Consider the following 23,003-nt stretch of genomic DNA (forward strand, 5'->3'; position numbering starts at 1 on the left):
CTGACATGCCCGCTTCGACCTCCAAAAACGTGACGGCCATCACGCCGGACAAGCATACCGAACCCGGCCCGGCCGTGGGCAAACAGGACTTCATCCGCCAAATCGTCCGCGACGACCTGGCCCAGGGACGGCACAAGGCGCCCAAAACCCGCTTCCCGCCCGAGCCCAACGGCTACCTGCACATCGGCCATGCCAAGGCCATCTGCCTGAATTTCGGCATCGCCAGCGAGTTCGGCGGGGTCTGCAACCTGCGCTTCGACGACACCAACCCGGCCAAGGAAGACCCCGAATTCGTCCGCGCCATCGAGGACGACGTGCGCTGGCTGGGCTTCGAATGGGCCGAGCTGCGCCACGCTTCGGACTATTTCGAGGTGCTGTACCGCGCCGCCGAAAAGCTGATCCGCCAGGGCGACGCCTTCGTCTGCGACCTCAGCGCCGAACAGGTGCGCGAATACCGCGGCACGCTGACAGAGCCGGGCCGCCATTCGCCGTTCCGCGAGCGCAGCGTCGAAGAGAACCTGGACCTGTTCGCGCGCATGCGCGCAGGCGAATTCGCCGACGGCGCGCGCACCCTGCGCGCCAAGATCGACATGGCCAGCGGCAACATCAACCTGCGCGATCCGGCCCTGTACCGGATCAAGAAAGTGGCGCACCAGAACACCGGCGACGATTGGCCGATCTATCCGATGTACGACTTCGCCCACGCGTTGAGCGATGCGGTCGAAGGCATCACCCATTCGCTGTGCACTCTGGAATTCGAAGACCACCGGCCGCTGTACGACTGGTGCGTGGACAAGGTCGACTTGGCGCATTCGCCCGAACTGCTGCAGCCGCTGCTGGACCGCGGCCTGCCGAACCAGGCGGCCAAGCCGCGCCAGATCGAATTCTCGCGCTTGAACATCAGCTACACGGTGATGAGCAAGCGCAAGCTGGTGGCGCTGGTCAACGACGGCCTGGTCGAGGGTTGGGACGATCCGCGCATGTACACGCTGCAGGGCCTGCGCCGGCGCGGCTACACGCCGGCGTCGCTGCGCCTGCTGATCGACCGGGTCGGGATCAGCAAGCAGAATTCGGTGATCGATTTCGGCGTGCTGGAAGGCTGCCTGCGCGACGACCTGGACGCGCACGCGCCGCGGCGCATGGCGGTGGTCGATCCGCTCAAGTTCGTGCTGACCAATCTGCCGGAAGGGCACGCCGAAACGCTGTCGTTCCCCAACCATCCCAAGGACGAAGCGATGGGCCACCGCGTGGTGCCGTTCTCGCGCGAGTTGTGGATCGAGCGCGAGGACTTCGCCGAAGCGCCGCCGAAGGGCTGGAAGCGGCTGGTGCCCGGCGGCGAAGTGCGCCTGCGCGGCGCCGGCATCGCCCGCTGCGACGAGGTGATCAAGAACGCAGCCGGCGAGATCGTCGAATTGCGCGGCACGCTGGATCTGGAATCGCGGCCGGGCATGACCGGCGCCGACCGCAAGATCAAGGGCACGATCCATTGGGTCAGCGCGCCGCATGCGGTGCCCGCCGAGATCCGCCTGTACGACCGTCTGTTCGCGGTCGCCGATCCGGACGACGAATCCGAAGGCAAGAGCTATCGCGACCATCTCAATCCGGCTTCGCGCAGCGTCGTGCGCGGCTGGGTCGAGCCCGCGGCCGCCACCGCGGCGCCGGAGACTTCGTTCCAGTTCGAACGCTTGGGTTATTTCGTCGCCGACCGCCGCGATCACGCGCCCGACGCGCCGGTGTTCAATCGCAGCGTGACGCTGCGCGACGCGTGGAGCCAGAACGGAGGGTAATCGGATGCGCTACGCCATTCGCTGCTTCCTCGCCGCCTGCTTGGCGGCAGCCGTCGCGGCCTGCACCGCGCCGCCCACTTCCGCCGCTACGGACGAGGCGCAATCCGCCGCACCGGCGCCCGTCAAACCGCGACCGACCACCGGCGGCCCGTTGCCGGCCGAACGCGCCCGCGCCGACATCGACCGCAGCTGCCGCACCGACGCCGATTGCGTGGTGAAGGACGTGCGCAATTGCTGCGGCGCGATGCCGTCCTGCGTCAGCGTCGACGCCAAGATCGATCCGGCGAAAGTGCAAGAGGACTGCCAGCGCGGCGGCAGCATGGCGGTGTGCGGTTTCCCGGCGATCGAAGGCTGCAAGTGCGCGCGCGGGCACTGCGTGGCGATCGCGCCGGCGATCGATCCGAGCATCGACCCCGCGCCCGCGCCGCCGGTGGAAGAGTGATGCTGTACGCGCAGGTCCACCTCACCTTGCCGGCCTGGGTCCACGATGCGGTGGATACGGGCCGCGTTTACGCCGCGGACGAAGACAAAGTCGCGCTGGCGGTCGAACTGTCGCGCTCGAACATCGAAGCCGGCACCGGCGGCCCGTTCGGCGCGGTGGTTTTCGGCCCCGGCGATCGCGTGGTCGCGGCCGGCGTCAACGTGGTGCTGCCGCAAAGCACGTCGCTGGCGCACGCCGAGAACATGGCTTACATGCTGGCGCAGCAACGCCTGCAACGCGCCCGGCTCAACCGCAACGAAGCAGGCGAACCCGACGGGCGCTACACCTTGGCGACCTCTTCGCAGCCCTGCTGCCAATGCTACGGCGCGACCATCTGGGCCGGCATCGACCGCTTGCTGATCGGCGCGCGCAGCGAAGACGTGATGGCCTTGACCGAATTCGACGAAGGCCCGCTGCCGGCGGACTGGATCGGCGAGCTGCAGGCGCGCGGCATCGAAGTGGCGCGCGACCTGAAGCGCGAGGCAGCATGCGATGTGCTGCGGGCCTACGGACAGCTCGGCGGCCGGCGTTACTGAATTTCTAAACGATTTTGTGGGAGCGGCTTCAGCCGCGAGCTTTTGCAAGATCGTCGCAATCTCGAAGAGCTCGCGGCTTCAGCCGCTCCCACAAACAGCCAAATGACGGCAGCGACGCGGATGAACGGTTTATTGTGCTATTGCCGCGCCGGCTTCGAACCCGAACTGGCCGCGGAACTCACCGAACGCGCCGCGCAGGCCGGCCATGCCGGTTTCGCGCGCGCCGAACGCGGCAGCGGCTACGTCGTATTCGCGGACGACGAGGCCGATCGTTTGTCGCAAGCCCTACCCTGGCGCGAGTTGATCTTCGCGCGGCAGAAGCTGCGGCTGATCGCCGAATTGCGCGGCCTGGATCCGAGCGACCGGATCGCGCCGATGCTGGCCACGCTGCCTTCCGACCGCCGCTTCGGCGCGCTGGTCGTCGAGCATCCCGACAGTGACGAATCCAAACCGCTCTCGGGACTGGCGCGCAGCTTCGGCAATGCGTTGCGGCCGGCGTTGCGCAAGGCCCGCCTGCTCAGCGCGGCCGACGACGCTGCGCTGCAGCGTCTGCACGTGTGCTTCGTCGCCGGCGACCATGCTTTCCTCGCGATTTCCGATCCGAGCGACAGTTCCCCCTGGCCGCTCGGCGTGCCGCGGTTGCGCATGCACGCGGACGCGCCGTCGCGTTCTGCGCTCAAACTGGAAGAAGCCCTGCTCTGCCTGCTCGACGCCGACGAACGCGCGCGCCTGCTGCGTCCCGGCATGCGCGCCGCGGATCTGGGCGCAGCGCCGGGCGGTTGGACCTGGGTGCTGACGCGGCAGGGCTTGCATGTCGTGGCGATCGACAACGGGCCGCTGCGCCCGCATCTGCTCGACAGCGGCTTGGTCGAACATCTGCGGGCGGACGGTTTCGCCTGGCAGCCGCAGCAGCCGCTGGATTGGATGGTCTGCGACATGGTCGAACAGCCCAAGCGCGTCGCCGCGCGCATGGCCGAATGGTTCGCCCGCGGCTGGTGCCGTCACGCTATCTTCAATTTGAAATTGCCGATGAAGAAGCGATGGGCGGAAACTCGAACTTGCCTGTCGGATTTCGCGCACGCCGCGCAACGACCGTTGACGGTACGCGCGCGCCAGCTCTACCACGACCGCGAAGAGATCACCGTTTTCGCCTCGCCGGCCGGCCCAGGCTGAACGTTGCCCTCCATTCAGCCTGAGCGCATGCGATTGACGCGAGGTTGATCCGGGCGGGAATACGTTCGCAGCGTCTCCCAAGCGAGGTATCCGACATGACGCGCAAGTTCAGTGCAATTTCGATCGCGCTGGCGACGGTCTTCGGTTTCTCCGCGCCTGCGTTCGCGCAGACCGCGGAACAGCAGCAGGCGCAACGCGACAGCAAGACCGCGGCCGAGAGCGCGCAGCAAGCCAGCGCCAATGCGCAAAGCGCGCAGATCGCCGCGCAAGCGGCGACGAACGCCAGCGCCACGCAACCGGCCAGCGCGGCAGCAGCGGCGAACGCTTCCGCAGCCGTAGACCATGCCGCGGCGGCGAACGCCGCGGCCAGCATCGCCGGCGGCGCCGCGGCGACCGCCAACAATGCGTTCGACGAAACGGGCCGAGGCGCTGCGCAAAGCAAGCAAGCGTCGGAAGTCGCCGAAGCGTCCAAGGCCATCGCAGGCGCCGCTAGCACGACGGCGGGCGAAGCGGCGATGCAGGCGCAGGCCGCCGCGCAGAATGCGCAAGACGCCGCAGCCGCACCGCCGCCTCCGCCCGCGCAAACCGCGCCGCCTCCGCAGGCGCCGGTCACCGTGCATTCGCTGCCGCCGGACTCGGTGGTCGGCGAATACAAAATCGACTTCGCCGCGATGGACAAGAACCACGACGGCAGCCTCAGCCGCGCCGAAGCCAGTTCGAACGCGACGCTGACTCAGGAATTCCGCGCCGTGGACGTCAACAACAACGGCCGGTTGAGCAAGGATGAGTTGAAAGGCTGGATGTAGGGTGGGCCTTGGCCCACCGGCGCGATGTCGCCGGTCTGATAGAAACCGTCGATAGCGCTTCGTTAGTTGCTTGCCTCAGATGGAAAATGGCGATGGTGGGCCAAGGCCCACCCTACGCCGACAACCCCGCCGCCCGACGCCACAACCCATGCGAGACCATAGGCATGCGTCCAGCAATGCCCAATAGATGCCCGCGCAACAGCGTCGCGGCGACGCCGTCGTTCGAAAATACGCGGTTGATCCCGTCGAAGGCGTAAGCGGCCGCCGCATTCTCGCTCTTGCGCTCGCGCGCCCAGCGCGCCAGGCGTTGCGGGGACAAAGCCTCGGCGCGGCGCGGCTTCGCCTGTTCGAAGGCGTCGCACAAGGCAGTAACGTCGCGCAACCCAAGATTCACGCCCTGCCCCGCCAACGGATGCACCACATGCGCGGCATCGCCGATCACCGCGACGCGGCCGACCGCGTAATCGCGTACGAGCTGGCGGCGCAGCGGAAACGCCACGCGCTGGGTGAGCGGAACCGTCTGGCCGAGCCGCGCGCCGAACGCCGCGGTCAATGCCGCTCCGAACGCCTCGTCGTCCATCGCCGTCATCCGCGCGGCCTCGGCTTCGGGCAGCGTCCACACGATCGAACTCGTTCCGTCCGCGCAAGGCAGGAAGGCCAGCGGCCCGCTCGGCAAGAAACGCTGCCAAGCCGTGTTTTCGTGCGGACGCTCGGTGCGCACGTAAGCGACGACGCCGCGCTGCGCATAGCTGTGCGCATCCACACCCAATCCCGCCAGGCCGCGCACGCTGGACTCGGCGCCGTCGGCGGCGATCGCCAAATCCGCCTCGACGCGGGTGCCGTCGTCTAACCGCAGGCGCACGCCGTCGTCGAGCTGCTCCAACGCTTCCACTTTTGCCGGACAGCAAACGCGCACGCCGGCAGCCGACAAGGCCGCCCACAATTTGTCGACCAGCAGACCGTGCTCGACGATCCAGCCGAGTTCGCCGCGGCCGAAGGCGTCGGCGTCGAACGCCAACTCGCCGCCGCCGGCCGCGTCCCACACGCGCATGCGCCGGTAGGGCTGCGCGCGCGCCGCAAGCACCCGCGGCCATACGCCCAGCCGCTGCAACAGGGCCGCGTTGTCCGGCGCGAAGGCGTAGACGCGCAGATCCGGACGATCCGCTCGCCAGGGCGGCGGCGCCTGCGCTTCGATCAAGGCGACTTCCAAACCCAAATCGGCGAGCGCCAGCGCGCAAGCCGCGCCGACTGCGCCGCCGCCGACCACGGCGGCATTCAAGCGGCCGCGACGCGCGTTCATCGGCACAGCTCCGGCACTTCGCTGCGGAAACCCATCGCGCCGCCGACCAGGAAACCCTGCATCGAAGGCACCCGATCCAAGGCCAAGAAACCGAGGCTGCGCAAAGGACGCAGCCAAGGCGCGGGATTCGCCGTCAACCGGGCCAAACCGTCGGAAAAACCAAGCGTGCGCTCGCGGTCTTCGCGACGGCGCGCCGCATAAGCGGCCAGCAGATCGGCGGCGCCCGGATCGGCGGCGCCGTCGCGCGCGATCCGCGCTTGGATCAATTCGGCCAAGGTCAACGCATCGCGCAAGCCCAGGTTGAATCCCTGTGCGCCGATCGGATGCAACGTCTGCGCGGCATTGCCGACCAGCGCCGCGCGCGGCGCGGTGGTCGAATTCGCGATCACGCCGATCGCCGGATAGACGCTGCGCGGCCCGCTCGCCAGCAGCTTGCCGATGCGCCAGCCCAGCGCGTTTTGCAGACGGTCGAGCCAAGCCGCGTCGTCGAGCGCGGCGACGGCGTCGGCTTGTTCGCGCGCGACCGCGTGGACCACGCCGAAGTGGCCGTCGCCGCGCGGCAGCAGCGCGGTCGGGCCGTCGTCGCCGAAGCGTTCGTAGGCGGTGCCGTCGGGCGCGCGTTCGGCGCGCAGGCGCGCCACGAACAGCGTCTGCCCGTAATCGCGTTCGTCGTGACCGATGCCGAGCGCGGCGCGCAGGCCGCTGCGGGTGCCGTCGGCGGCGACGATCAACTTCGCGTCGACAGTCTTTTCGGTGTCGCCCTCGGCGATCCTGATGCCGCGCCGGCCATCGGCTTCGGCTTCGATACCGAGGAAGCGCGCGGGCCGGTAACGGGTGAAATGGCGCAACTCGTCGAGCCGGCTTTCCAGCGCCTTGCCGAAATCGCTGGCCACCACCACCTGCCCGAACTCGTCGCGGCCGTAATCGCCGGCCTGCAGCCGGACGCGGCCGAAATCGCCGCGGCGGCTGACCTGGATCCGGCGGATCGGTCCGGTCGGCGCGGCTAGCTTCTGCATGACGCCCAGCGCGGTCAGCGCGCGCACCGTGGCCGCGGCGAAGCTGAGGTTGCGCTGATCGAACACCGCCGGCATGACGCCGGCGGGCGTAGCCTCCACCAGTGCCGTATCCAGTCCCAGCCGGTCCAGCGCGATCGCCAGGCTGGCGCCGACCAGGCCGCCGCCGACGATGATCACGTCGTGTTTCGCCTTCATCGCACCATGATAAGGCCGCAGCGGGCCCGGTTCGCTAGAATGGGCGCCTGACCTGCACGCCGTGCCCGGAGTCCGCCCTCTATGAATACCAACGCTCAACGCGCCATCGTCCTCTCGCTGCTGGTGCTGCTGATGGCGGCGACCCGGAGCCACGTGTTCTCGCACTTCACGCCGGTGCCCGACGCTTCGTGGGCCGCGTTCTTCATCGGCGGCTTCTATCTGCGCGGCTGGGCGCGCTGGGCCTTTCCGCTGCTGATGGCGCTGGCGGTGGGCATCGACTGGTACGTGATCACCAGCCAGGGCATCAGCTTCTGGAGCCACTACTGCGTTTCGCCCGGCTACTGGTTCCTGATCCCGGCGCATCTGGCGATGTGGCTGGGCGGCCTGTGGCTGCGCCGCGGCTACGAGGGCGCCAGTTGGACGGCGCTGGGCAAATTGGCGCTGAGCGTCGTGGTCGCGACCGCGGTTTGCCATCTGCTCGCGCAGGGCAGCTTCTACTGGCTGAGCAGCAGCGTCGCCGAGCCGAGTTTCGCCGGCTGGTGGAAGAACTACACCGACTGGTTCCTGCCCTATCTGCGCAGCACCGCGATGTTCGTGGCCGTGGCCGCGATCGCGCAGGTGGCCTCCGAGCAGGTGGTCAAGGCCAGCCGCGGCGAAGCGCGGGATTCCGCGCGCCGCTGACGGCGATGGGAAATCGTCTCAGCAAGATCTACACCCGCACCGGCGACGACGGCAGCACCGGCCTGGGCGATGGCACGCGGGTGGCGAAGGATTCGGCCCGCGTCACCGCCTACGGTACGGTGGACGAAGCCAATTCGGCGATCGGGCTGCTGCTGGCCGCCGACATCGACGAAGGCGTCCGCGAGTTGCTGACCACGGTGCAGCATCAGTTGTTCGACCTGGGCGGCGAGCTGTGCATCCCGGGCCATGCGGCGATCTTCGATGCGGATATCGACGCGCTGGAACAGCATCTGGACCGCTACAACGAACCGCTGCCGCCGCTGAAGGATTTCATCCTGCCCGGCGGCGGCGAAGCGGCGGCGCGCTGCCATCTGGCCCGCACCGTGGTGCGCCGAGCCGAACGCGAGGCCGTCACTTTGTCGCACCACGATTCGGTGCGGCCGGAAGCGATCCGCTACCTCAACCGCCTGTCCGACCTGCTGTTCGTGCTGGCGCGGGTGCTGGCGCGCGCGAGCGGCCACGGCGAAGTGCTGTGGAAGCACGAGCGGCGCAAGCGCTGACCGATATGCCCATCAAACCCGTCCCAGCGCGCCCGACTCGCGCGCCGAACCCGATGCCGGCCCCCGTGCGCGAGGCCTTGGCGCAACGCGAATTGACCGCCGCCTACGAAAGCCGGCCCGACTATCAGCGCAACGACTATTTGGGCTGGATCGCGGCCGCGAAGCTCGAAGTCACGCGCGCCAAGCGGCTCGCGCAGATGCTCGACGAACTGGCGCGCGGCGACGTCTACATGAACATGATTTGGCGCCGGCGCGTGCCGGTGCGCTGAGATGGCCGCGAACGCGCCCGTTTTCTTCACTCACGCCGCTTGCTTCGCGCACGACACCGGCCCCGGCCATCCCGAGCGCGCCGAACGCCTGGGCGCGGTGATCGACGGCTTGCGCGGCGCGTTCGCCGACGCGGATTGGCGCGAGGCGCCGCGCGCCAGCCGCGGCCAGCTGCTGCACGTCCACGACGCCGCCTTGCTGGAGATGGTGCTGGAAACGCACCCGGACGGCCGCGTCATGCTGGATCCGGACACGGTGCTGTCTCCGGCCTCCGCGGAGGCGGCATTGCGTGCGGCGGGCGCGGGCGTGGCGGCGGTCGACGCGGTCATGGCGGGCCAGGCGCGCAATGCGTTCTGCGCGGTGCGGCCGCCCGGCCATCACGCGACCGCCGATGCGGCGATGGGTTTCTGCTTGTTCAATTCGATCGCCGTCGCGGCCCGCCACGCTTTGGACAAGCATGGCTTGGCGCGTGTGGCCGTGGTCGATTTCGACGTGCACCACGGCAACGGCACCCAGGCCATCTTCGAAGCCGAGCCGCGGGTGCTGTACCTGAGTTCCCACCAGTGGCCGCTGTATCCCGACACCGGACGCGCCGATGAACGCGGCGCCGGCAACATCGTCAACGCGCCGCTGCACGCGGGCGCCGACGGCGCGGCGTTCCGCAAGGCCTGGCGCGAGACCCTGCTGCCGGCGCTCGACGCGTTCGCCCCGCAGTTGATCCTGGTGTCGGCCGGCTTCGACGCACATTGGCGCGATCCCCTGGCGCAGCTGCGCCTAGTCGAAGACGACTATGCGTGGATCACGCAGGCATTGGCGGCGCTGGCGCAGCGCCATGCGAGCGGCAGGATCGTGTCGATGCTGGAAGGCGGCTACGACCTGGAAGCGCTGCGCGACTGCAGCGTGGCCCACGTCCGCGCGCTGGCCGAATCCTAGATCCGGCTATTGTGGGAGCTTCAGCCGCGAGCTTTCCGTTGCCCTAGAGGCGGCGCAAGCCCGAAGAGCTCGCGGCGCAAGCCGCTCCCACAAAGCCCAGCCCGGCCGTACGCCCTTCCACCTGAACGACTGCGCCCGGGCCGCGTTGCCGGCCCGCGGGCGATACGGCAAGCTAACGGCCGATTTCCGCCACGGACCGCCGCGTGCGCCCTGTTTTCCGCCTGCTCCCGCTGCCCCTCGGCATCGCACTATCGCTGTCCGCGCAGGCGGCCGACCGGGTTCCGGATTGGGGGCTGTGCCCGGTGGACGACGCCATCCCCGCTTTCGCCGGCGCTCCGCCCAAGCTCGCTCCGGGCCAGGTCGCGCTGCCGCGCAGCGAGCAGCAGACCGACATCGAAGGCGACCGCCTGGGCGGCGTCAAGGACCAATCGGTCGAATACCAAGGCAACGTCGCGCTGACCCGCGGCGACCAGTTCCTGGGCACCGACAAGCTGACCTACAACGAGGACAGCGAAACCTACGTCGCCGAAGGCAACGTCCGCTACCAGGACGGCGGGATGCGCGTGGTCGCCGACCGCGCCGAAGGCAACCAGGCCAAGGACGAGCACAAGATCGAGGACGTGCGCTACCAATTGGTGGAACGCCGCGGCAACGGCGGCGCCGACAGCATCGAACTGGCCGGCGCCAAAGGCCGGATGAACCATTCGACCTACACCACCTGCCCGCCCGGCGACAAACGTTGGGAACTGCGCGCGGCGCGGATCGACGTCGACACCGACAAGGGCATGGGCGTGGCGCGCAACGCGACGCTGCGCATCGGCAAGTTCCCGGTGCTGTACGTACCCTGGTTCATGTTCCCGATCGACGACACCCGCCGGACCGGCCTGCTGTATCCGTCGATCTCCAACTCCGACCGCAACGGCTTCGATTACCGGCAGCCGATCTACCTGAACCTGGCGCCGAACTACGACCTGACCCTGACGCCGCGGATCATGACCAATCGCGGCGCCTCGCTGGGCGCGGAATTCCGCTATCTGGTGCCGCGCGGCGCCGGCACCGTGGCCGGCATGTACATGCCGAACGACGATCTGCGCGACCGCGACCGCGGCTTCTTCCTGTACAACGGCTACCAGAGCCTGAGCCAGCACTGGCAGGCGCGCAGCGGCATCGTCTGGATCAGCGATCCGCGCTATTTCGAAGACTTCAGCAACAGCATCAACGGCGTTTCGATCACCAGCGCCTACAGCTACACCGGCGTGTTCGGCACCGGCCGCTACTGGACCAGCTCGATCTACGCCAACCACTACCAGGTGGCGGATCCCTCGCTGACCGAAGCGAATCTGCCCTACTCCAGCAAGCCGGGCGCGACCTTCAATTGGGAGCAGCCGCTTTCCAATTGGTTCACCGCCGGCGTCGAAGCCGAGGCGGTGCGCTTCCAGAAAGGCGATGCGAGGATCAACTCGCAGCGCTTCGAATTCCCCGGCGGCACGCGCCTGGACTTGAAGCCCTACGTTTCGGTGCCGCTGGAAGGCGCGAGCTGGTTCCTGCGCCCCACCGCCGCTTGGCGCTACACCAGCTACCAACTCGACGACGGCCTGGCGTCCCAGCTCGGCACCGACGATCGCCTGACCCGCAGCCTGCCCATCCTGACCGTCGACGGCGGCCTGTATTTCGATCGCGCCTTCCGCTGGCGCGGCGAGGAATACACGCAAACGCTCGAGCCGCGCATCTTCTATTTGAACGTGCCTTACCGGGATCAATCCAAGTATCCGGTCTTCGACACCGGCGGATTGACCTTCAGCTGGGGACAGCTGTTCCGCGACAACCGTTATTCGGGCGCGGACCGGCAAGCCGACGCGAACCAGCTCACCACCGCGATCAGCAGCCGGTTCATCCGCGGTTCCGACGGACGCGAGAAACTCGCGCTCAACTTGGGACAGATCCGCTACTTCGAAGATTCGCGCGTCGGCCTGCCGGGCGAGCCGATCCTGCAGAAGGGCAAGTCCGCGTGGGTCGCCGACGCCGACTGGTCGCCGAGCGACGATTGGAACATCGGCGCATCCTACGAATGGGACGCGCGGCTGCATCGCGAAAACATGGCGAGCGTGCGCGCGCAATACCTGCTGAAAGACGACGGCGTCATCAACTTCGCCTATCGCTATCGCCGCAATCCGGGCTTCAACGCCACGTTGCCGAAAAGCGAGCTCAACCGTTCCGCCTTGCTCGAACAAGTCGACCTGTCGTTCCTGTATCCGATCAACGACACCTGGAGCGTAGTGGGCCGCTACTACTACTCCATCCTGGACAAGAAGCCGCTGGAGACCATCGCCGGCGTGCAATGGGAAAGCTGCTGCGTGGCGGCGCGCCTGGTGGCGCGGCGTTACGTGGAAAACAGCGAAGGCGACCTCAACAGCGGCCTGTTGTTCGAAATCGAACTCAAAGGTCTCGGCTCCGCGGGCCAGGATACGAGGCGTACTTTGCGCCGTGCTATCCTGGGCTACTACCGGGACGACCTCTATCTTGTGCCGCCCAGCACCACCACGGGCCAGAAAGCCGATCCGGATCCCCTGCCATGAACAAACCTTTGTTGTCCTTGCTGGCCGCAGTCGCATTCGCCGGCGCCGCCTTCTCCGCGCAAGCCCAGACCGCCGAACCGATCGACAAGATCGCCGCGGTGGTGGGCGAAGACGTGATCCTGCAAAGCGAACTGGATCGCGCCGTGCGCAACATCCTGGCCCAGTACTCCAGCCGCCAGGACCAGCTGCCGCCGCGCGACGTGCTCGAGAAGCAGGTGCTGGAACGCTTGATCCTGGTGCGCTTGCAAGTATCGCGCGCCGATCAGGTCGGCATCCGGGTCAGCGACGAAGAAGTCGACCAAGCGGTCAACGGCGTCGCCAGCCAAAACGGCATCAGCGTCGACCAATTGCGCCAGCAGCTGACTTCGGAAGGCATCGGCTTCAACGATTTCCGTTCCACGCTGCGCGACGAAATGGTCACCCAGCGCCTGCGTCAGAGCTATGCGCAGGGCCGGATCAACGTCAGCGAAGCGGAAGTGACCTCGGCGATGTCCGCGCAGGCCAATTCCGGCGCCCAGTTCCATCTGGCCCACATCCTGGTCGCCTTGCCCGACGGCGCCACCGCCGAGCAGATCGCGGTCGGCCAGAAGAAGATCGACGGCGTCAAGGCGCTGCTCGACAAGGGCGAGATGGATTTCGCCGCCGCCGCCGTGCGCTATTCGGACAGCCCCAACGCGCTGGAAGGCGGCGACCTGGGTTGGCGCAGCCAGGATGAAATCCCGACCGCGTTCGCCGAGCAGATCCGCAATCTGCAGCCGGGCCAAGTGGTCGGACCGATCCGCGGTCCCAGCGGCTTCCAGCTGGTGAAGCTGGTCGAAACCCGCGACGCCGCGCAGGGCGGCGGCCAGGTGACGCAGTACCAGGCGCGCAACATCCTGATCCGCATCGATGCCGACACCACCGAGGCGCAGGCCAAGGCCAAGCTCGACACCTTGCGCGCCCGCCTCGCCGGCGGCGCCGATTTCGTCCAACTGGCCAAGGAAAATTCGGACGACGAACGCACCCGCGAAAAGGGCGGCGACCTGGGCTGGTTCTCGCAGGAAACCTACGGCGCCGATTTCGGCAGCATGGTCGCCGGTCTGCGCGACGGCCAGGTATCCGAACCCTTCCGCACTTCGGCCGGCCTGAATTTGGTCCAGCGCGTCGCCTCGCGCCAAGCCGCCGCCACCACCGACGACACCCGCCGCGCCCAGGTGCGCGAGACGATCGGCCGCCGCAAGTTGGAAGACGAATACGGCCGCTTCCTGCGCGAGATGCGCGGCGATGCCTACGTCGACATCCGCAGCGGCGCCGCCGCCGGCCAGACGACGCAACCGTTGCCGACCGAAGCGCCGCCGGCGGAAGTGCCGCGTTCGCAGCGCAAGCCCAAGGTCGACCCGGGCAGCGCCAGCCAACGCTGACATGGGCCCCCGGCTCGCCCTTGTCGCCGGCGAGCCGGCCGGGGTCGGTCCCGAGCTCTGCGTGCGGCTGGCGCAACAGCCGCGCCAGGATTCCAGACTCGAAGTTTTCGCCGATCCCGACACTTTGCGCGCTGCCGCCGAGGCGTTGTCGCTGCCGCTGCGCCTGCTCGATCCCGGCGCCGCCGCCGAAAAGCCCGGCGACATCGCATTGCGCGCCGTTCCTAACGCGGTCCCGAGCCGTTTCGGCACGCCCGATCCCAGCAATGCGCGGGCGGTGATCGACGCCCTGACCGCCGCCGCCGACGGCTGCCTGCGCGGCGGCTACGACGGCCTGGTTACCGGCCCCGTGCACAAAGCCACGATCAACGCCGGCGGCATCGCCTACACCGGCACCACCGAGCTGCTCGCCGAACGGGCCGGCCGCGAGGTGGTGATGATGCTCGCCAACGACATCGTCCGCGTCGCGCTGGCCACGACGCACTTGCCGTTGCGCGCGGTGGCCGATGCGATCGGCCGCGAAGGGTTGAAGACGACGCTGCGCATCGTCCACGCCGCGCTGCGCAACGATTTCGGCATCGAGTCGCCGCGCATCGCGGTGCTGGGGCTGAATCCGCATGCCGGCGAAGCCGGGCACCTGGGCCGCGAGGAAATCGAAACCATCGCGCCGGCCATGGCCGAGCTCGCCGCCGAAGGCTTGTCGCTGATCGGCCCGTTGCCCGCCGATACCGCTTTCTTGCCCGCCAAACTGGCCGGCTTCGACGCGGTGCTGGCGATGTACCACGACCAAGGCCTGCCGGTGCTGAAGTACAGCGGCTTCGAACGCGCGGTCAATCTCACCTTGGGCCTGCCCTATCCGCGCGTCGCGGTCGACCACGGCACCGCGCTCGATTTGGCCGGCAGCGGCCGCGCCGATCCTTCCAGCCTGTTCGCCGCGGTGGAAACCTGCGCGCGCATCGCGGCCAGGCGCGCGCGATGAGCGGCTTCACCGAGCCGCCGAAGAAAGCCTTAGGCCAGCATTTCCTGCACGAACGCGGGGTGATCGACAAGATCGTGCTGGCGGTCGATCCGCGGCCGGGCGACGCCATCGTCGAAATCGGCCCCGGCCAGGGCGCGCTGACCTTGCCGCTGCTCGCCAAGCACGGCGCGCTGACGGCGATCGAATTCGACCGCGATCTGCTCGCTCCGCTCGCCGCGGCGGCGCGGGACGTCGGCGAATTGACCCTGATCTCCGGCGACGTGCTGGACGTCGACCTGACCGCGCTCGCCGCCGGCCGACGAATCCGACTGGTCGGCAACCTGCCCTACAACGTGTCCTCGCCGATCCTGTTCCATGCCCTGGCCCACGCCGCGGCGATCCGCGACATGCATTTCATGCTGCAGAAGGAAGTCGTCGACCGCATGGCCGCCGCGCCGGGCAGCAAGGTCTACGGACGGCTCAGCGTGATGCTGCAGGCCTATTGCCGGGTGACGCCGCTGTTCAAGGTGCCGCCCGGCGCGTTCCGGCCGCCGCCGAAGGTGGATTCGGCGGTGGTGCGACTGGTGCCGCGCGCGGACGCGGAGATCGGCATCGCCGACCGCGCGCGCTTCGCCGCGATCGTGCGCGCCGCCTTCGGCCAGCGCCGCAAAACGCTGCGCAACGCCCTGCACGGCGTCGCCGACACCGACGCGATCACGGCCGCCGGCCTCGAGCCCGGCCTGCGCGCCGAACAGGTCGACGTGGCCGGCTTCGTGCGCCTGGCCAATTTGCCTGCAGCGTAGCCCGCGCGTTCACGCCGCTCGCTTACACTGTCGGCATGGACCGTGCCGATTACGCCTTCGACATCGACGTCGCGACCCGCTACCTGGACGACCAATCCGCGCCGGAAGAAGGCCGCTTCGTATTCGCCTACACCATCCACATCCGCAATAGCGGCCGGGTCCCGGCGCGGCTGTTGGGCCGGCATTGGATCATCACCGACGCCAACGGCAAGGTCGAGGAAGTGCAAGGCGAAGGCGTGGTCGGCGAACAACCCTGGCTGAGGCCCGGCGAGGACTACCAATACACCTCCGGCGCGGTGCTGGAAACCAGCCTGGGCACGATGCGCGGCAGCTACGACGTGTTGGCCGACGACGGCACGCGCTTCGACGCGCCGATCCCGGCTTTCACCCTGTCCACGCCGCGCACGCTGCACTGAGAGCCCGTTCGATGGCCGTTTGGGCGATAGGCGACCTGCAAGGCTGTTACGAACCGACGCGGCGGCTGCTCGACCGCATCAACTTCGATCCCGCGGCCGACCGGCTGTGGTTCTGCGGCGACCTGGTCAACCGCGGCGGCGAGTCGCTGGAAACGCTGCGCCTGGTGCATTCGCTGCGCGCCAGCGCGGTGTCGGTGCTCGGCAACCACGATTTGTCGCTGCTGGCGATCGCCGAACGCCGGCCCGAAGACCAGCGCAAGGTCAACGCCGACTTGCAGCGGGTGCTGTTCGCCGAGGATCGCGACGTCCTGCTCGATTGGCTGCGCATGCAGCCCCTGTTGCACATCGACCGCGCGCTCGGCTGGATGATGGTGCACGCCGGACTGGCGCCGAAGTGGACGGTGTCGCTGGCCGAAAAGCACGCGCGCGAAGTCGAGCAACGCTTGCGCAGCGACGGCTATCGCAAATTGCTGAAGAACATGTACGGCGACCAGCCCGCTTGGTCGCCGAAACTGACCGGCAGCGATCGCGATCGCGCCATCATCAACGTGTTCACCCGGCTGCGCTATTGCACGCCGCGCGGACGCATCGCCTTCGACGCCAAGGGCGCGCCCGGCACGCAACTGCCGGGGCTCTATCCCTGGTACGAAGTGCCCGGCCGCGCCGAACGCGATCTGAAGATCGTCTGCGGCCATTGGTCCACGCTCGGGCTGTTCATCGGCCATGGCGTGCACGCGCTGGACACCGGCGCGGTGTGGGGCGGCAAGCTGACCGCGTTGCGCCTGGACGGCGATGAATTGCGCCTCGTGCAGGTGGCCGGGCGCGACGTGCCGGCGAATCCGCCGCAAGCGAACGCGGGTCAAGCGCGCAAGTAATCCGCGAACACGAACGCATGCGCATGCCGTTCGTCGGCGGAGCGAGTCTCGCTCGCGGCGATCCGCCATTGCGCGATATCGAACTGCGGAAAGAAGGCGTCGGCGCCGTCGACGACGGTGTCGACGTAGGTCAGATGCAGATGCGTGGCCGACGGCAGCGCCAGCGCGTAGATCTCGCCGCCGCCGATCACGCACACCTCCTCGGCGCCGGCCGCATCGGCGGCGCGGAATGCGGCGTCCAGCGACGCCACCGCTTGCATGCCTTCGAACGGCACGCGCCCGGATCGGGTCAACACCAGATTTTGCCGACCCGGCAACGCGCGGCCCAGCGATTCGGCGGTCTTGCGGCCCATCAGCACCGGCTTGCCCAAGGTCAGTTTCTTGAAGCGCTTCAGATCGTCGGGAAGATGCCAAGGCAGCGCATTGCCCTTGCCGATGGCGGAATTCCGGTCCAGCGCCGCGATCAAGGACAGCCGGGTCATGCAGCCTTGCGCCAAGCGCGATCCAGCGAATAGCGGCCCGCGCCGGTGAACATCAGGCACACGCCGGCGGCGACCAAGGCGAGCGCGGCGAAAGCGCCGGGATACGGCTGTTTCGAATCGACCATGACGATCGCCACGATGAAATTGAAAGCCACGATCGCGCCGGCGAAGCGCGTGCACAAGCCCAGCACCAGGGCCAAGCCGCCGCCGAATTGGCCGACCACCGACAGCACGGCGCAGAACAGCGGAAACGGAAAGCCGAACTGGGCCAGGAAATCCCGGAATTCCAGCATCCGCATCCACGAGAACACGTTGTCCTGCGTCATGAACATCAAATGCCCGCCGGTCACCAGACGCAACGCCAACAAACCGACGTCGCCGCTGCCGGCCAGCCTGCGCTCCACCGCGTCGTGCCATTGCGCGATCTTGTTGCCCATGCCCGCTCCGCTCGCCGAAAACGTTGCGGGCATTCGAGCCGTTTCCCGCGCCGCGCGCCAGCGCAGCGGGACGAAAGCGTTCTGGCCGGTGACGAACGTCAGACCGCCACCGGCGCCTTGATCGCGGGCAGCGGATCGTAGCCTTCGATCGCGATGTCGTCGTACGTGAACGCGAACAGGTCGGTCACGTCCGGATTGAGCTTCAGTTTCGGCAACGGCCGCGGCTCGCGCACGAGCTGTTCGCGCGCTTGTTCGAAATGGTTCGAGTACAGATGCGCGTCGCCCAGCGTATGCACGAAATCGCCGACACCCAAACCCGTCGCCTGCGCCACCATATGGGTCAGCAAGGCGTAGCTGGCGATGTTGAACGGCACGCCGAGGAAGATATCGCCGCTGCGTTGGTAAAGTTGGCAGCTGAGCTTGCCGTCGGCCACGTAGAACTGGAACATCGTATGGCAGGGCATCAGCGCCATGTCCGGCAAGTCGGCCACGTTCCAGGCGCTGACGATCAGCCGCCGCGAATCCGGATTACGCTTGATCTCGCCGACCAGCCAGCGCATCTGGTCGATCTCGCGGCCGTCCGGCGCCGCCCAGCGGCGCCACTGCTTGCCGTATACCGGCCCGAGTTCGCCGTTCGCGTCGGCCCATTCGTCCCAGATCGAAACCTTGTTCTGGCGCAAGTATTCGATGTTGGTCTCGCCGCGCAAAAACCACAGCAGTTCGTGCACGATCGAACGCAGATGCAGCTTCTTGGTGGTGACCAGCGGGAAGCCATCGTTCAGATCGAAGCGCATCTGCCAGCCGAACACGCTGCGCGTACCGGTGCCGGTGCGGTCGCCTTTTTCGGCACCGTGTTCGAGGACGTGACGCAGCAGTTCCAGGTATTGGCGCATCGAACGTCCTTACGCCGCCGGCGCCGATTGCGGCTGCAGCGTCGGCGCGCTGCGCGAACGCCACAACCAGAACAGGCCCAGCAGGATCAGCGGCAGGCTCAGCACCTGGCCCATCGTCACCCAGCCGAAAGCCAGATAACCGAGCTGCGAATCCGGCATGCGCACGAACTCCACCGCGAAGCGGAACAGGCCGTACAGCAGAGCGAACAGCCCCGCCACCGCATAGCGCGGCCGCGGCTTGCGCGAGTAGAACCACAGCACGCAGAACAGCACCAGGCCTTCCAGCGCGGCTTGGTACAGCTGCGAAGGATGGCGCGCGAAATGGTCCAGCGCGCCGCGTGCGTATTCGGATTGCAGCGTGGCCGCGTCCATGTTCGCGAGATAGTTCTCCGCGCGCGGGAAGATCACGCCCCAGCCGGCCTGGGTGTACTTGCCCCAGAGCTCGCCGCCGATGAAATTGCCCAAGCGTCCGAAGCCCAATCCCGGCGGCACCAGCGGCGCGATGAAATCGACCACGTCGAATACGTGCAAACGATGCCGCCGCGCCCACCACGCCACCGCGCCGAACACGCCCAGCAGGCCGCCGTGGAAGCTCATCCCGCCTTCCCAGACGCGGATCAGCATGAGCGGATTGCTGAGGAAATCGCCGAAAGCGTAGAACAGCACGTAACCGATGCGGCCGCCGAGAACGACGCCGAGCATCGCGTAGAACATCAGGTCGCCGTAGCCGTTGGTGTCCACGCCCGGCAAACGTCCGGCCTTGATCCGGCTGCGGCCCAGATACCAGGCCGCGGCGAAGCCGAGCAGGTACATGATCCCGTACCAGTGGACCGACGGATGGAACTGCTTCCCGAACAGCGTGAACGCGGGCAGCCAGAAAGCGATCGGGTCGATTTGGTGCAGGTAGATCATCGGACGCGGAACTCGTACTTCGATGGGTTTATTGTGCCCGAGAAACCCCGAACGTAGCCCGGCGGCTTGGCCTTGGTGGGAGGGGCTTCAGCCCCGACGACCCGTTCGCGAGAAGCTGTCGGGGCTGAAGCCCCTCCCGCAAGAGCCGGACGGGTCAGCGCAGTATCCGCGGCAGGTCCGGCAGCTCGTTCTCGTCGACATCGCCCGGCGCGCGCGGGAAATGCTCGGCCAGCAGATCGGACACTGCGGCGACGCCGCGTAAGGCGGCCGCTTCCGGCTCGCCCGCCTTCAGCCGCTCCTCCATCAGCAGGCAGATGCCGCGCCATTGCTCGGCGCTGACCAGTGAGTCGAGGCCGCGGTCGGCGACGATTTCGATGCGATGGTCGGCCAGCAGCAGGTAGATCAGCACGCCGTTGTTGGCCTGGGTGTCCCACACCCGCAACTGCGCGAACACTTCGCCTGCGCGATGGCGCGCGTCGCGGCCGCGCAACACGTCTAGCGCCGGCAAAGTCGATTCCACGGCGAAACAGACTTCGCCGCGATGCCGGCGCTCGCCCTCGGCGATCGCTTCGGCAATGCGCTGCAGGCTGTCCTGCGGATACAGGCTGCGCGCCGAGCGAGCGAAAAGATGGCGCAAGAGTCTCATCACCAGCTCCCCGAGGCGCCGCCGCCTCCGCTCGAGCCGCCGCCGCCCGACCAGCCGCCGCCTCCGCCGCCGAAGCCGCCTCCCCCTCCGAAGCCACCGCCCCCGAATCCGCCGCCACCGCCGAAACCGCCCCAGTCGCCGCCGCCGCGGGCGAAACGGCCGGTCGGCACGCTCGCCAGCCCGAACAGCAGGCCGAGCACGCCGCCGGCGATGCCTATACCGAGCAGCGAGGAGATCAACCAGGCCGTACCGCCCGCCGCACCGCCCGTGACCAGGCCGCGCACGCCCGCCGGTGCGCGCCGGAAGATGCCGCGCGCGATGTTGGCGACGATGAATGCGGCGAACAGGGCGAATATCCAGTTGCCGCCGGCGCCGTCTTCGCCGCGGTTGTCGGCCATCGGTTCGGGCAGCGGTTCGCCGTCGATCAATTTGGTCAGTGCGGCGGTCGCGTCGAGGATGCCCCCGCCGAAATCGCCGGCGCGGAATTTCGGCACCAGGTATTCCTGGATGATGCGGCCGGCGGTGATGTCCGGAATCGCGCCTTCCAGGCCGTAGCCGGGTTCGATCCGCACCCGGCGGTCGTCCTTGGCCACCACCAGCAGCACGCCGTCGTCGACGCCTTTGCGGCCGAGCTTCCATTGCTCGAAAGCGCGCACGGTGTATTGCTCGATGGTTTCCGGCTGCGTGGTCGGAATCATCAGCACTTGCAGCTGGCTGCCTTTGCGTTGCTGCAGCGCCAGCGCCTGTTGTTCCAGTTGCTGCTTTTGTTCCGCGGTGAGCGTGCCGGTGGTGTCGATCACCGGCGAATCCAGCGGCGGAATCGTCGCCAGCGTCTGCGCCTGCGCGAATGCGCAAGCGCAGCACAGAAGGATCAGCGCCAGGATGCGCCGGAACACGCCGTTATCTCCGCGCCGTCAGTTGGCCGGCTGCGGCTGCGGCTGTTGCTGCGGCTGCTGCGCGGGCGGCTGGTTGAAATCGACCGTCGGCGCGTTCTGGATCTGCGCTTCGTTCTCGACCGTGAAATTCGGCTTGGGCTTGTAGCCGAACACCATCGCGACCAGGTTCTGCGGGAACGAGCGGATGTAGGTGTTGTAGTCCTGCACCAGTTGGATGTAGCGGCCGCGGGCCACGGTGATCCGGTTCTCGGTGCCTTCCAGCTGGGTCTGCAGACCGAGGAAAGATTGGTCGGCCTTCAGGTTCGGATAGTTCTCGGTGACCACCATCAATCGCGACAGCGCGCTCGACAGTTCGCCCTGCGCCTGCTGGAACTTGGCCAGCGATTCTGCATCATCGGCGTTGACGTTGATCTGGCTGACCTTGGCGCGCGCTTCGGTGACCGCGGTCAACACCTGCGCCTCGTGCGCGGCGTAGCCCTTCACCGTGCTCACCAGGTTCGGAATCAGGTCGGCGCGGCGCTTGTATTGGTTCAGCACTTCGGACCAGCCGGCCTTGACCGCCTCGTCCTTCTGCTGGATCTGGTTGTAGCCGCAACCGGACAGCAGCATCGCCAGGACCGCCAACAGCACGAAACGCAAAGAAGAAGTGATACGCATGGCCCCGCTCCAGTGGGATGGCGGGGTCAATTTACCCTAAAGGCAGGAACTAGAGGTTAGGAACTAGAAACTAGTTCCCGCTGGCTTGGTTTCTCATCTCTAGTTTCTAGTTCCTCGCTTTGGAGCTACCACTCCCCCGCGCCGGGCACGTGGTGCTTCGCGGCCGCACGGCGCATCAGCAGGTTCAGCCACTCGACCATCACCGAGAAGCCCATCGCGAAGTAGATGTAGGGCTTGGGCACGTGCACGCCGAAGCCGTCCAGGATCAGCACCGCGCCGATCAGCAGGATGAAGGCCAGCGCCAGCATCTTCACCGTCGGATTCCCGTCGATGAACTTGCCTAGCGGATTGGCCGCCAGCAGCATGATCGCCACCGCCAGCAGGATCGCGAACACCATGATCGGGATGTGCTGGGCCATGCCGACCGCGGTGATCACCGAGTCCAGCGAGAACACGATGTCGATCACCGCGATCTGGGCGATCACCACCCAGAACACCTGCGAGGATTTCGTGGTGCGCGGATCCTCGTCCTCGCCGCCGCTGATCAGGTCGCGTATCTCAAGCGTGCCTTTCACCAGCAGAAACACGCCTCCCAGGATCAGCACCAGGTCGCGGATCGAAATGCCCATGCCGAACAGCACGAACAAGTCGCGTTCCATCCGCGCCAGGAAGGCGAGCATGACCAGCAGCAAGATCCGGGTGATGCACGCCACCGCGATGCCGATCTTGCGCGCGACCGGGCGCCGGTGTTCGGGCAGCCGGCCGACGGCGATCGAGATGAACACCAAATTGTCGATGCCGAGCACGATTTCCAGCGCGCTCAAGGTCACCAGGGTCAGCCATGCATCGGGAGAAGCCAGGAAACTCAGATCCATTCGTGTCTCACATCGTCAGAGGTAGCGCGAGCCGAGGATCGCGCCCCAGACCAGCAATACGTTGAGCATCAATACGAAAACCGCCGCCGACCCCATGTCTTTGGCGCGTCCGGCGAGTTCGTGGTGCTCGGGGCCGTAGCGTTCGATCACCGCTTCGACCGCCGAATTGAGCAATTCGATGCTCAGCACCAGCAGCATCGAACCGATCAGCAATGCGCGCTCGACGCCGGTTTCGCCCAGCCACCAGCCGATCGGGGCGAGCACCGCGAACAGGTAGACCTCCAGGCGGAACGAAGACTCGTGCAACCAGGCCGCGCGCAGGCCTTGCAGCGACCAGACCGCGGCCTTCATCACCCGGATCGGGCCGCGCGGCAGATGGCCGAATTCGTCCGCCATACGCGCTCAAACCGCTGCCGTCCGCGCCGCGGCGCGGAAAAAAGAAACG

Annotated in this window: 26 protein-coding genes; 15 read left to right on the forward strand and 11 right to left on the reverse strand. The window is 67.5% G+C overall.

The genetic code is table 11. The features are described 5' to 3' along the window. The first annotated feature begins 5 nt into the window (after positions 1-5). The 5 genes from FCE95_RS07290 (at position 6) to FCE95_RS17230 (ending at position 4,783) form a co-directional block, all read left to right on the forward strand. Complete coding sequence (locus tag FCE95_RS07290) at positions 6-1,787, forward strand: glutamine--tRNA ligase/YqeY domain fusion protein (protein WP_137266268.1); 1,782 nt, start codon at positions 6-8, stop codon at positions 1,785-1,787. 4 nt (positions 1,788-1,791) lie between these two features. After that, positions 1,792-2,229, forward strand: coding sequence for a hypothetical protein (locus FCE95_RS07295; protein ID WP_137266269.1), 438 nt, complete (start codon positions 1,792-1,794; stop codon positions 2,227-2,229). Beyond that, positions 2,229-2,804 (forward strand): nucleoside deaminase, encoded by a 576-nt coding sequence (locus tag FCE95_RS07300; RefSeq protein ID WP_137266270.1) that lies wholly within the window; start codon positions 2,229-2,231, stop codon positions 2,802-2,804. The genes FCE95_RS07295 and FCE95_RS07300 overlap by 1 nt, the downstream gene beginning before the upstream one ends. A 120-nt stretch (positions 2,805-2,924) precedes the next feature. Continuing rightward, complete coding sequence (gene rlmM, locus FCE95_RS07305; RefSeq protein WP_137266488.1) at positions 2,925-3,977, forward strand: 23S rRNA (cytidine(2498)-2'-O)-methyltransferase RlmM; 1,053 nt, start codon at positions 2,925-2,927, stop codon at positions 3,975-3,977. Between the two features lie 95 nt (positions 3,978-4,072). Next, positions 4,073-4,783 carry an EF-hand domain-containing protein gene (locus tag FCE95_RS17230; protein WP_223266808.1) on the forward strand — a complete coding sequence of 237 codons (711 nt, stop codon included), beginning with the start codon at positions 4,073-4,075 and terminating at the stop codon, positions 4,781-4,783. Positions 4,784-4,895: 112 nt separating this feature from the next. On the opposite strand, the gene FCE95_RS07315 is transcribed toward FCE95_RS17230, so the two are convergent. Next, positions 4,896-6,083 carry a UbiH/UbiF family hydroxylase gene (locus tag FCE95_RS07315; RefSeq protein ID WP_137266271.1) on the reverse strand — a complete coding sequence of 396 codons (1,188 nt, stop codon included), beginning with the start codon at positions 6,081-6,083 and terminating at the stop codon, positions 4,896-4,898. Beyond that, on the reverse strand, positions 6,080-7,294 hold the full coding sequence (gene ubiH, locus FCE95_RS07320; RefSeq protein WP_137266272.1) for a 2-octaprenyl-6-methoxyphenyl hydroxylase: 1,215 nt from the start codon (positions 7,292-7,294) through the stop codon (positions 6,080-6,082). Before ubiH ends, FCE95_RS07315 begins: the two co-directional genes overlap by 4 nt. Before the next feature lie 81 nt (positions 7,295-7,375). Between ubiH and FCE95_RS07325 the strand changes: the two genes are divergently transcribed. The 10 genes from FCE95_RS07325 to FCE95_RS07370 all read left to right on the forward strand — a co-directional run bounded on the left by FCE95_RS07325 (position 7,376) and on the right by FCE95_RS07370 (position 16,760). Further along, positions 7,376-7,975 (forward strand): hypothetical protein, encoded by a 600-nt coding sequence (locus tag FCE95_RS07325; protein ID WP_137266273.1) that lies wholly within the window; start codon positions 7,376-7,378, stop codon positions 7,973-7,975. Positions 7,976-7,980: 5 nt separating this feature from the next. After that, positions 7,981-8,535, forward strand: coding sequence for a cob(I)yrinic acid a,c-diamide adenosyltransferase (locus tag FCE95_RS07330; RefSeq protein ID WP_137266274.1), 555 nt, complete (start codon positions 7,981-7,983; stop codon positions 8,533-8,535). A 53-nt stretch (positions 8,536-8,588) separates the two neighbouring features. After that, entirely contained in the window at positions 8,589-8,804 is a 216-nt protein-coding gene (locus tag FCE95_RS07335; RefSeq protein WP_137266275.1) for a YdeI/OmpD-associated family protein, read from the forward strand. Position 8,805: 1 nt separating this feature from the next. Next, positions 8,806-9,735, forward strand: coding sequence for a histone deacetylase family protein (locus FCE95_RS07340; protein ID WP_137266276.1), 930 nt, complete (start codon positions 8,806-8,808; stop codon positions 9,733-9,735). A gap of 203 nt (positions 9,736-9,938) precedes the next feature. Beyond that, on the forward strand, positions 9,939-12,311 hold the full coding sequence (gene lptD, locus FCE95_RS07345; RefSeq protein WP_137266277.1) for an LPS-assembly protein LptD: 2,373 nt from the start codon (positions 9,939-9,941) through the stop codon (positions 12,309-12,311). After that, entirely contained in the window at positions 12,308-13,711 is a 1,404-nt protein-coding gene (locus tag FCE95_RS07350) for a peptidylprolyl isomerase (protein ID WP_137266278.1), read from the forward strand. Before lptD ends, FCE95_RS07350 begins: the two co-directional genes overlap by 4 nt. Before the next feature lies 1 nt (position 13,712). Continuing rightward, positions 13,713-14,687: a 4-hydroxythreonine-4-phosphate dehydrogenase PdxA gene (gene pdxA, locus FCE95_RS07355; protein WP_137266279.1), complete on the forward strand. Its 975-nt coding sequence runs from the start codon at positions 13,713-13,715 to the stop codon at positions 14,685-14,687. Then, entirely contained in the window at positions 14,684-15,469 is a 786-nt protein-coding gene (rsmA, locus tag FCE95_RS07360; RefSeq protein ID WP_137266280.1) for a 16S rRNA (adenine(1518)-N(6)/adenine(1519)-N(6))-dimethyltransferase RsmA, read from the forward strand. The genes pdxA and rsmA overlap by 4 nt, the downstream gene beginning before the upstream one ends. Before the next feature lie 35 nt (positions 15,470-15,504). Beyond that, positions 15,505-15,885, forward strand: coding sequence for a Co2+/Mg2+ efflux protein ApaG (gene apaG, locus FCE95_RS07365; RefSeq protein ID WP_137266281.1), 381 nt, complete (start codon positions 15,505-15,507; stop codon positions 15,883-15,885). Positions 15,886-15,896: 11 nt separating this feature from the next. After that, a complete protein-coding gene (locus FCE95_RS07370) occupies positions 15,897-16,760 on the forward strand; it encodes a symmetrical bis(5'-nucleosyl)-tetraphosphatase (protein WP_137266282.1) in 864 nt (287 codons plus the stop codon). Here FCE95_RS07370 and FCE95_RS07375 read toward each other — a convergent pair. The 9 genes from FCE95_RS07375 to FCE95_RS07415 all read right to left on the reverse strand — a co-directional run bounded on the left by FCE95_RS07375 (position 16,745) and on the right by FCE95_RS07415 (position 22,954). Beyond that, the gene (locus FCE95_RS07375; RefSeq protein ID WP_189644658.1) at positions 16,745-17,242 is read right to left on the reverse strand and encodes a dihydrofolate reductase; all 498 of its coding nucleotides are present in this window, start codon (positions 17,240-17,242) and stop codon (positions 16,745-16,747) included. The genes FCE95_RS07370 and FCE95_RS07375 overlap by 16 nt on opposite strands. Continuing rightward, positions 17,239-17,679, reverse strand: a complete 441-nt coding sequence (locus FCE95_RS07380; RefSeq protein ID WP_189644659.1) for a DoxX family protein — start codon at positions 17,677-17,679, stop codon at positions 17,239-17,241. Before FCE95_RS07380 ends, FCE95_RS07375 begins: the two co-directional genes overlap by 4 nt. Before the next feature lie 98 nt (positions 17,680-17,777). After that, complete coding sequence (locus FCE95_RS07385) at positions 17,778-18,572, reverse strand: thymidylate synthase (protein ID WP_137266284.1); 795 nt, start codon at positions 18,570-18,572, stop codon at positions 17,778-17,780. 9 nt (positions 18,573-18,581) lie between these two features. Next, entirely contained in the window at positions 18,582-19,484 is a 903-nt protein-coding gene (gene lgt / locus FCE95_RS07390; protein WP_137266285.1) for a prolipoprotein diacylglyceryl transferase, read from the reverse strand. 154 nt (positions 19,485-19,638) lie between these two features. Beyond that, complete coding sequence (locus tag FCE95_RS07395) at positions 19,639-20,130, reverse strand: TPM domain-containing protein (RefSeq protein ID WP_137266286.1); 492 nt, start codon at positions 20,128-20,130, stop codon at positions 19,639-19,641. Next, positions 20,130-21,014 (reverse strand): TPM domain-containing protein, encoded by an 885-nt coding sequence (locus FCE95_RS07400; RefSeq protein WP_137266491.1) that lies wholly within the window; start codon positions 21,012-21,014, stop codon positions 20,130-20,132. The genes FCE95_RS07395 and FCE95_RS07400 overlap by 1 nt, the downstream gene beginning before the upstream one ends. A 30-nt stretch (positions 21,015-21,044) precedes the next feature. Continuing rightward, positions 21,045-21,683, reverse strand: coding sequence for a LemA family protein (locus FCE95_RS07405; RefSeq protein ID WP_137266287.1), 639 nt, complete (start codon positions 21,681-21,683; stop codon positions 21,045-21,047). A gap of 125 nt (positions 21,684-21,808) precedes the next feature. After that, positions 21,809-22,558, reverse strand: coding sequence for a TerC family protein (locus FCE95_RS07410; RefSeq protein ID WP_137266288.1), 750 nt, complete (start codon positions 22,556-22,558; stop codon positions 21,809-21,811). A 15-nt stretch (positions 22,559-22,573) separates the two neighbouring features. Continuing rightward, complete coding sequence (locus FCE95_RS07415; RefSeq protein WP_137266289.1) at positions 22,574-22,954, reverse strand: diacylglycerol kinase; 381 nt, start codon at positions 22,952-22,954, stop codon at positions 22,574-22,576. Between the last annotated feature and the right edge of the window lie 49 nt (positions 22,955-23,003).

The organism is Luteimonas gilva (genome assembly GCF_005239095.1).
GTDB classification, from domain to species: Bacteria; Pseudomonadota; Gammaproteobacteria; order Xanthomonadales; family Xanthomonadaceae; genus Luteimonas_C; species Luteimonas_C gilva.

Coding starts and splice junctions, on each gene's coding strand:
- FCE95_RS07330 (WP_137266274.1), top strand. CDS start 7,981: ATGGGAAATCGTCTCAGCAAGATCTACACCCGCACCGGCGACGACGGC.
- FCE95_RS07300 (WP_137266270.1), top strand. CDS start 2,229: ATGCTGTACGCGCAGGTCCACCTCACCTTGCCGGCCTGGGTCCACGAT.
- FCE95_RS07395 (WP_137266286.1), bottom strand. CDS start 20,130: ATGAGACTCTTGCGCCATCTTTTCGCTCGCTCGGCGCGCAGCCTGTAT.
- FCE95_RS17230 (WP_223266808.1), top strand. CDS start 4,073: ATGACGCGCAAGTTCAGTGCAATTTCGATCGCGCTGGCGACGGTCTTC.
- apaG (WP_137266281.1), top strand. CDS start 15,505: ATGGACCGTGCCGATTACGCCTTCGACATCGACGTCGCGACCCGCTAC.
- FCE95_RS07405 (WP_137266287.1), bottom strand. CDS start 21,683: ATGCGTATCACTTCTTCTTTGCGTTTCGTGCTGTTGGCGGTCCTGGCG.
- FCE95_RS07290 (WP_137266268.1), top strand. CDS start 6: ATGCCCGCTTCGACCTCCAAAAACGTGACGGCCATCACGCCGGACAAG.
- FCE95_RS07335 (WP_137266275.1), top strand. CDS start 8,589: ATGCCGGCCCCCGTGCGCGAGGCCTTGGCGCAACGCGAATTGACCGCC.
- FCE95_RS07315 (WP_137266271.1), bottom strand. CDS start 6,083: ATGAACGCGCGTCGCGGCCGCTTGAATGCCGCCGTGGTCGGCGGCGGC.
- FCE95_RS07385 (WP_137266284.1), bottom strand. CDS start 18,572: ATGCGCCAATACCTGGAACTGCTGCGTCACGTCCTCGAACACGGTGCC.
- FCE95_RS07370 (WP_137266282.1), top strand. CDS start 15,897: ATGGCCGTTTGGGCGATAGGCGACCTGCAAGGCTGTTACGAACCGACG.
- FCE95_RS07415 (WP_137266289.1), bottom strand. CDS start 22,954: ATGGCGGACGAATTCGGCCATCTGCCGCGCGGCCCGATCCGGGTGATG.
- FCE95_RS07295 (WP_137266269.1), top strand. CDS start 1,792: ATGCGCTACGCCATTCGCTGCTTCCTCGCCGCCTGCTTGGCGGCAGCC.
- lgt (WP_137266285.1), bottom strand. CDS start 19,484: ATGATCTACCTGCACCAAATCGACCCGATCGCTTTCTGGCTGCCCGCG.
- FCE95_RS07340 (WP_137266276.1), top strand. CDS start 8,806: ATGGCCGCGAACGCGCCCGTTTTCTTCACTCACGCCGCTTGCTTCGCG.
- FCE95_RS07380 (WP_189644659.1), bottom strand. CDS start 17,679: ATGGGCAACAAGATCGCGCAATGGCACGACGCGGTGGAGCGCAGGCTG.
- FCE95_RS07410 (WP_137266288.1), bottom strand. CDS start 22,558: ATGGATCTGAGTTTCCTGGCTTCTCCCGATGCATGGCTGACCCTGGTG.
- FCE95_RS07350 (WP_137266278.1), top strand. CDS start 12,308: ATGAACAAACCTTTGTTGTCCTTGCTGGCCGCAGTCGCATTCGCCGGC.
- rsmA (WP_137266280.1), top strand. CDS start 14,684: ATGAGCGGCTTCACCGAGCCGCCGAAGAAAGCCTTAGGCCAGCATTTC.
- FCE95_RS07325 (WP_137266273.1), top strand. CDS start 7,376: ATGAATACCAACGCTCAACGCGCCATCGTCCTCTCGCTGCTGGTGCTG.
- rlmM (WP_137266488.1), top strand. CDS start 2,925: ATGAACGGTTTATTGTGCTATTGCCGCGCCGGCTTCGAACCCGAACTG.
- ubiH (WP_137266272.1), bottom strand. CDS start 7,294: ATGAAGGCGAAACACGACGTGATCATCGTCGGCGGCGGCCTGGTCGGC.
- FCE95_RS07375 (WP_189644658.1), bottom strand. CDS start 17,242: ATGACCCGGCTGTCCTTGATCGCGGCGCTGGACCGGAATTCCGCCATC.
- pdxA (WP_137266279.1), top strand. CDS start 13,713: ATGGGCCCCCGGCTCGCCCTTGTCGCCGGCGAGCCGGCCGGGGTCGGT.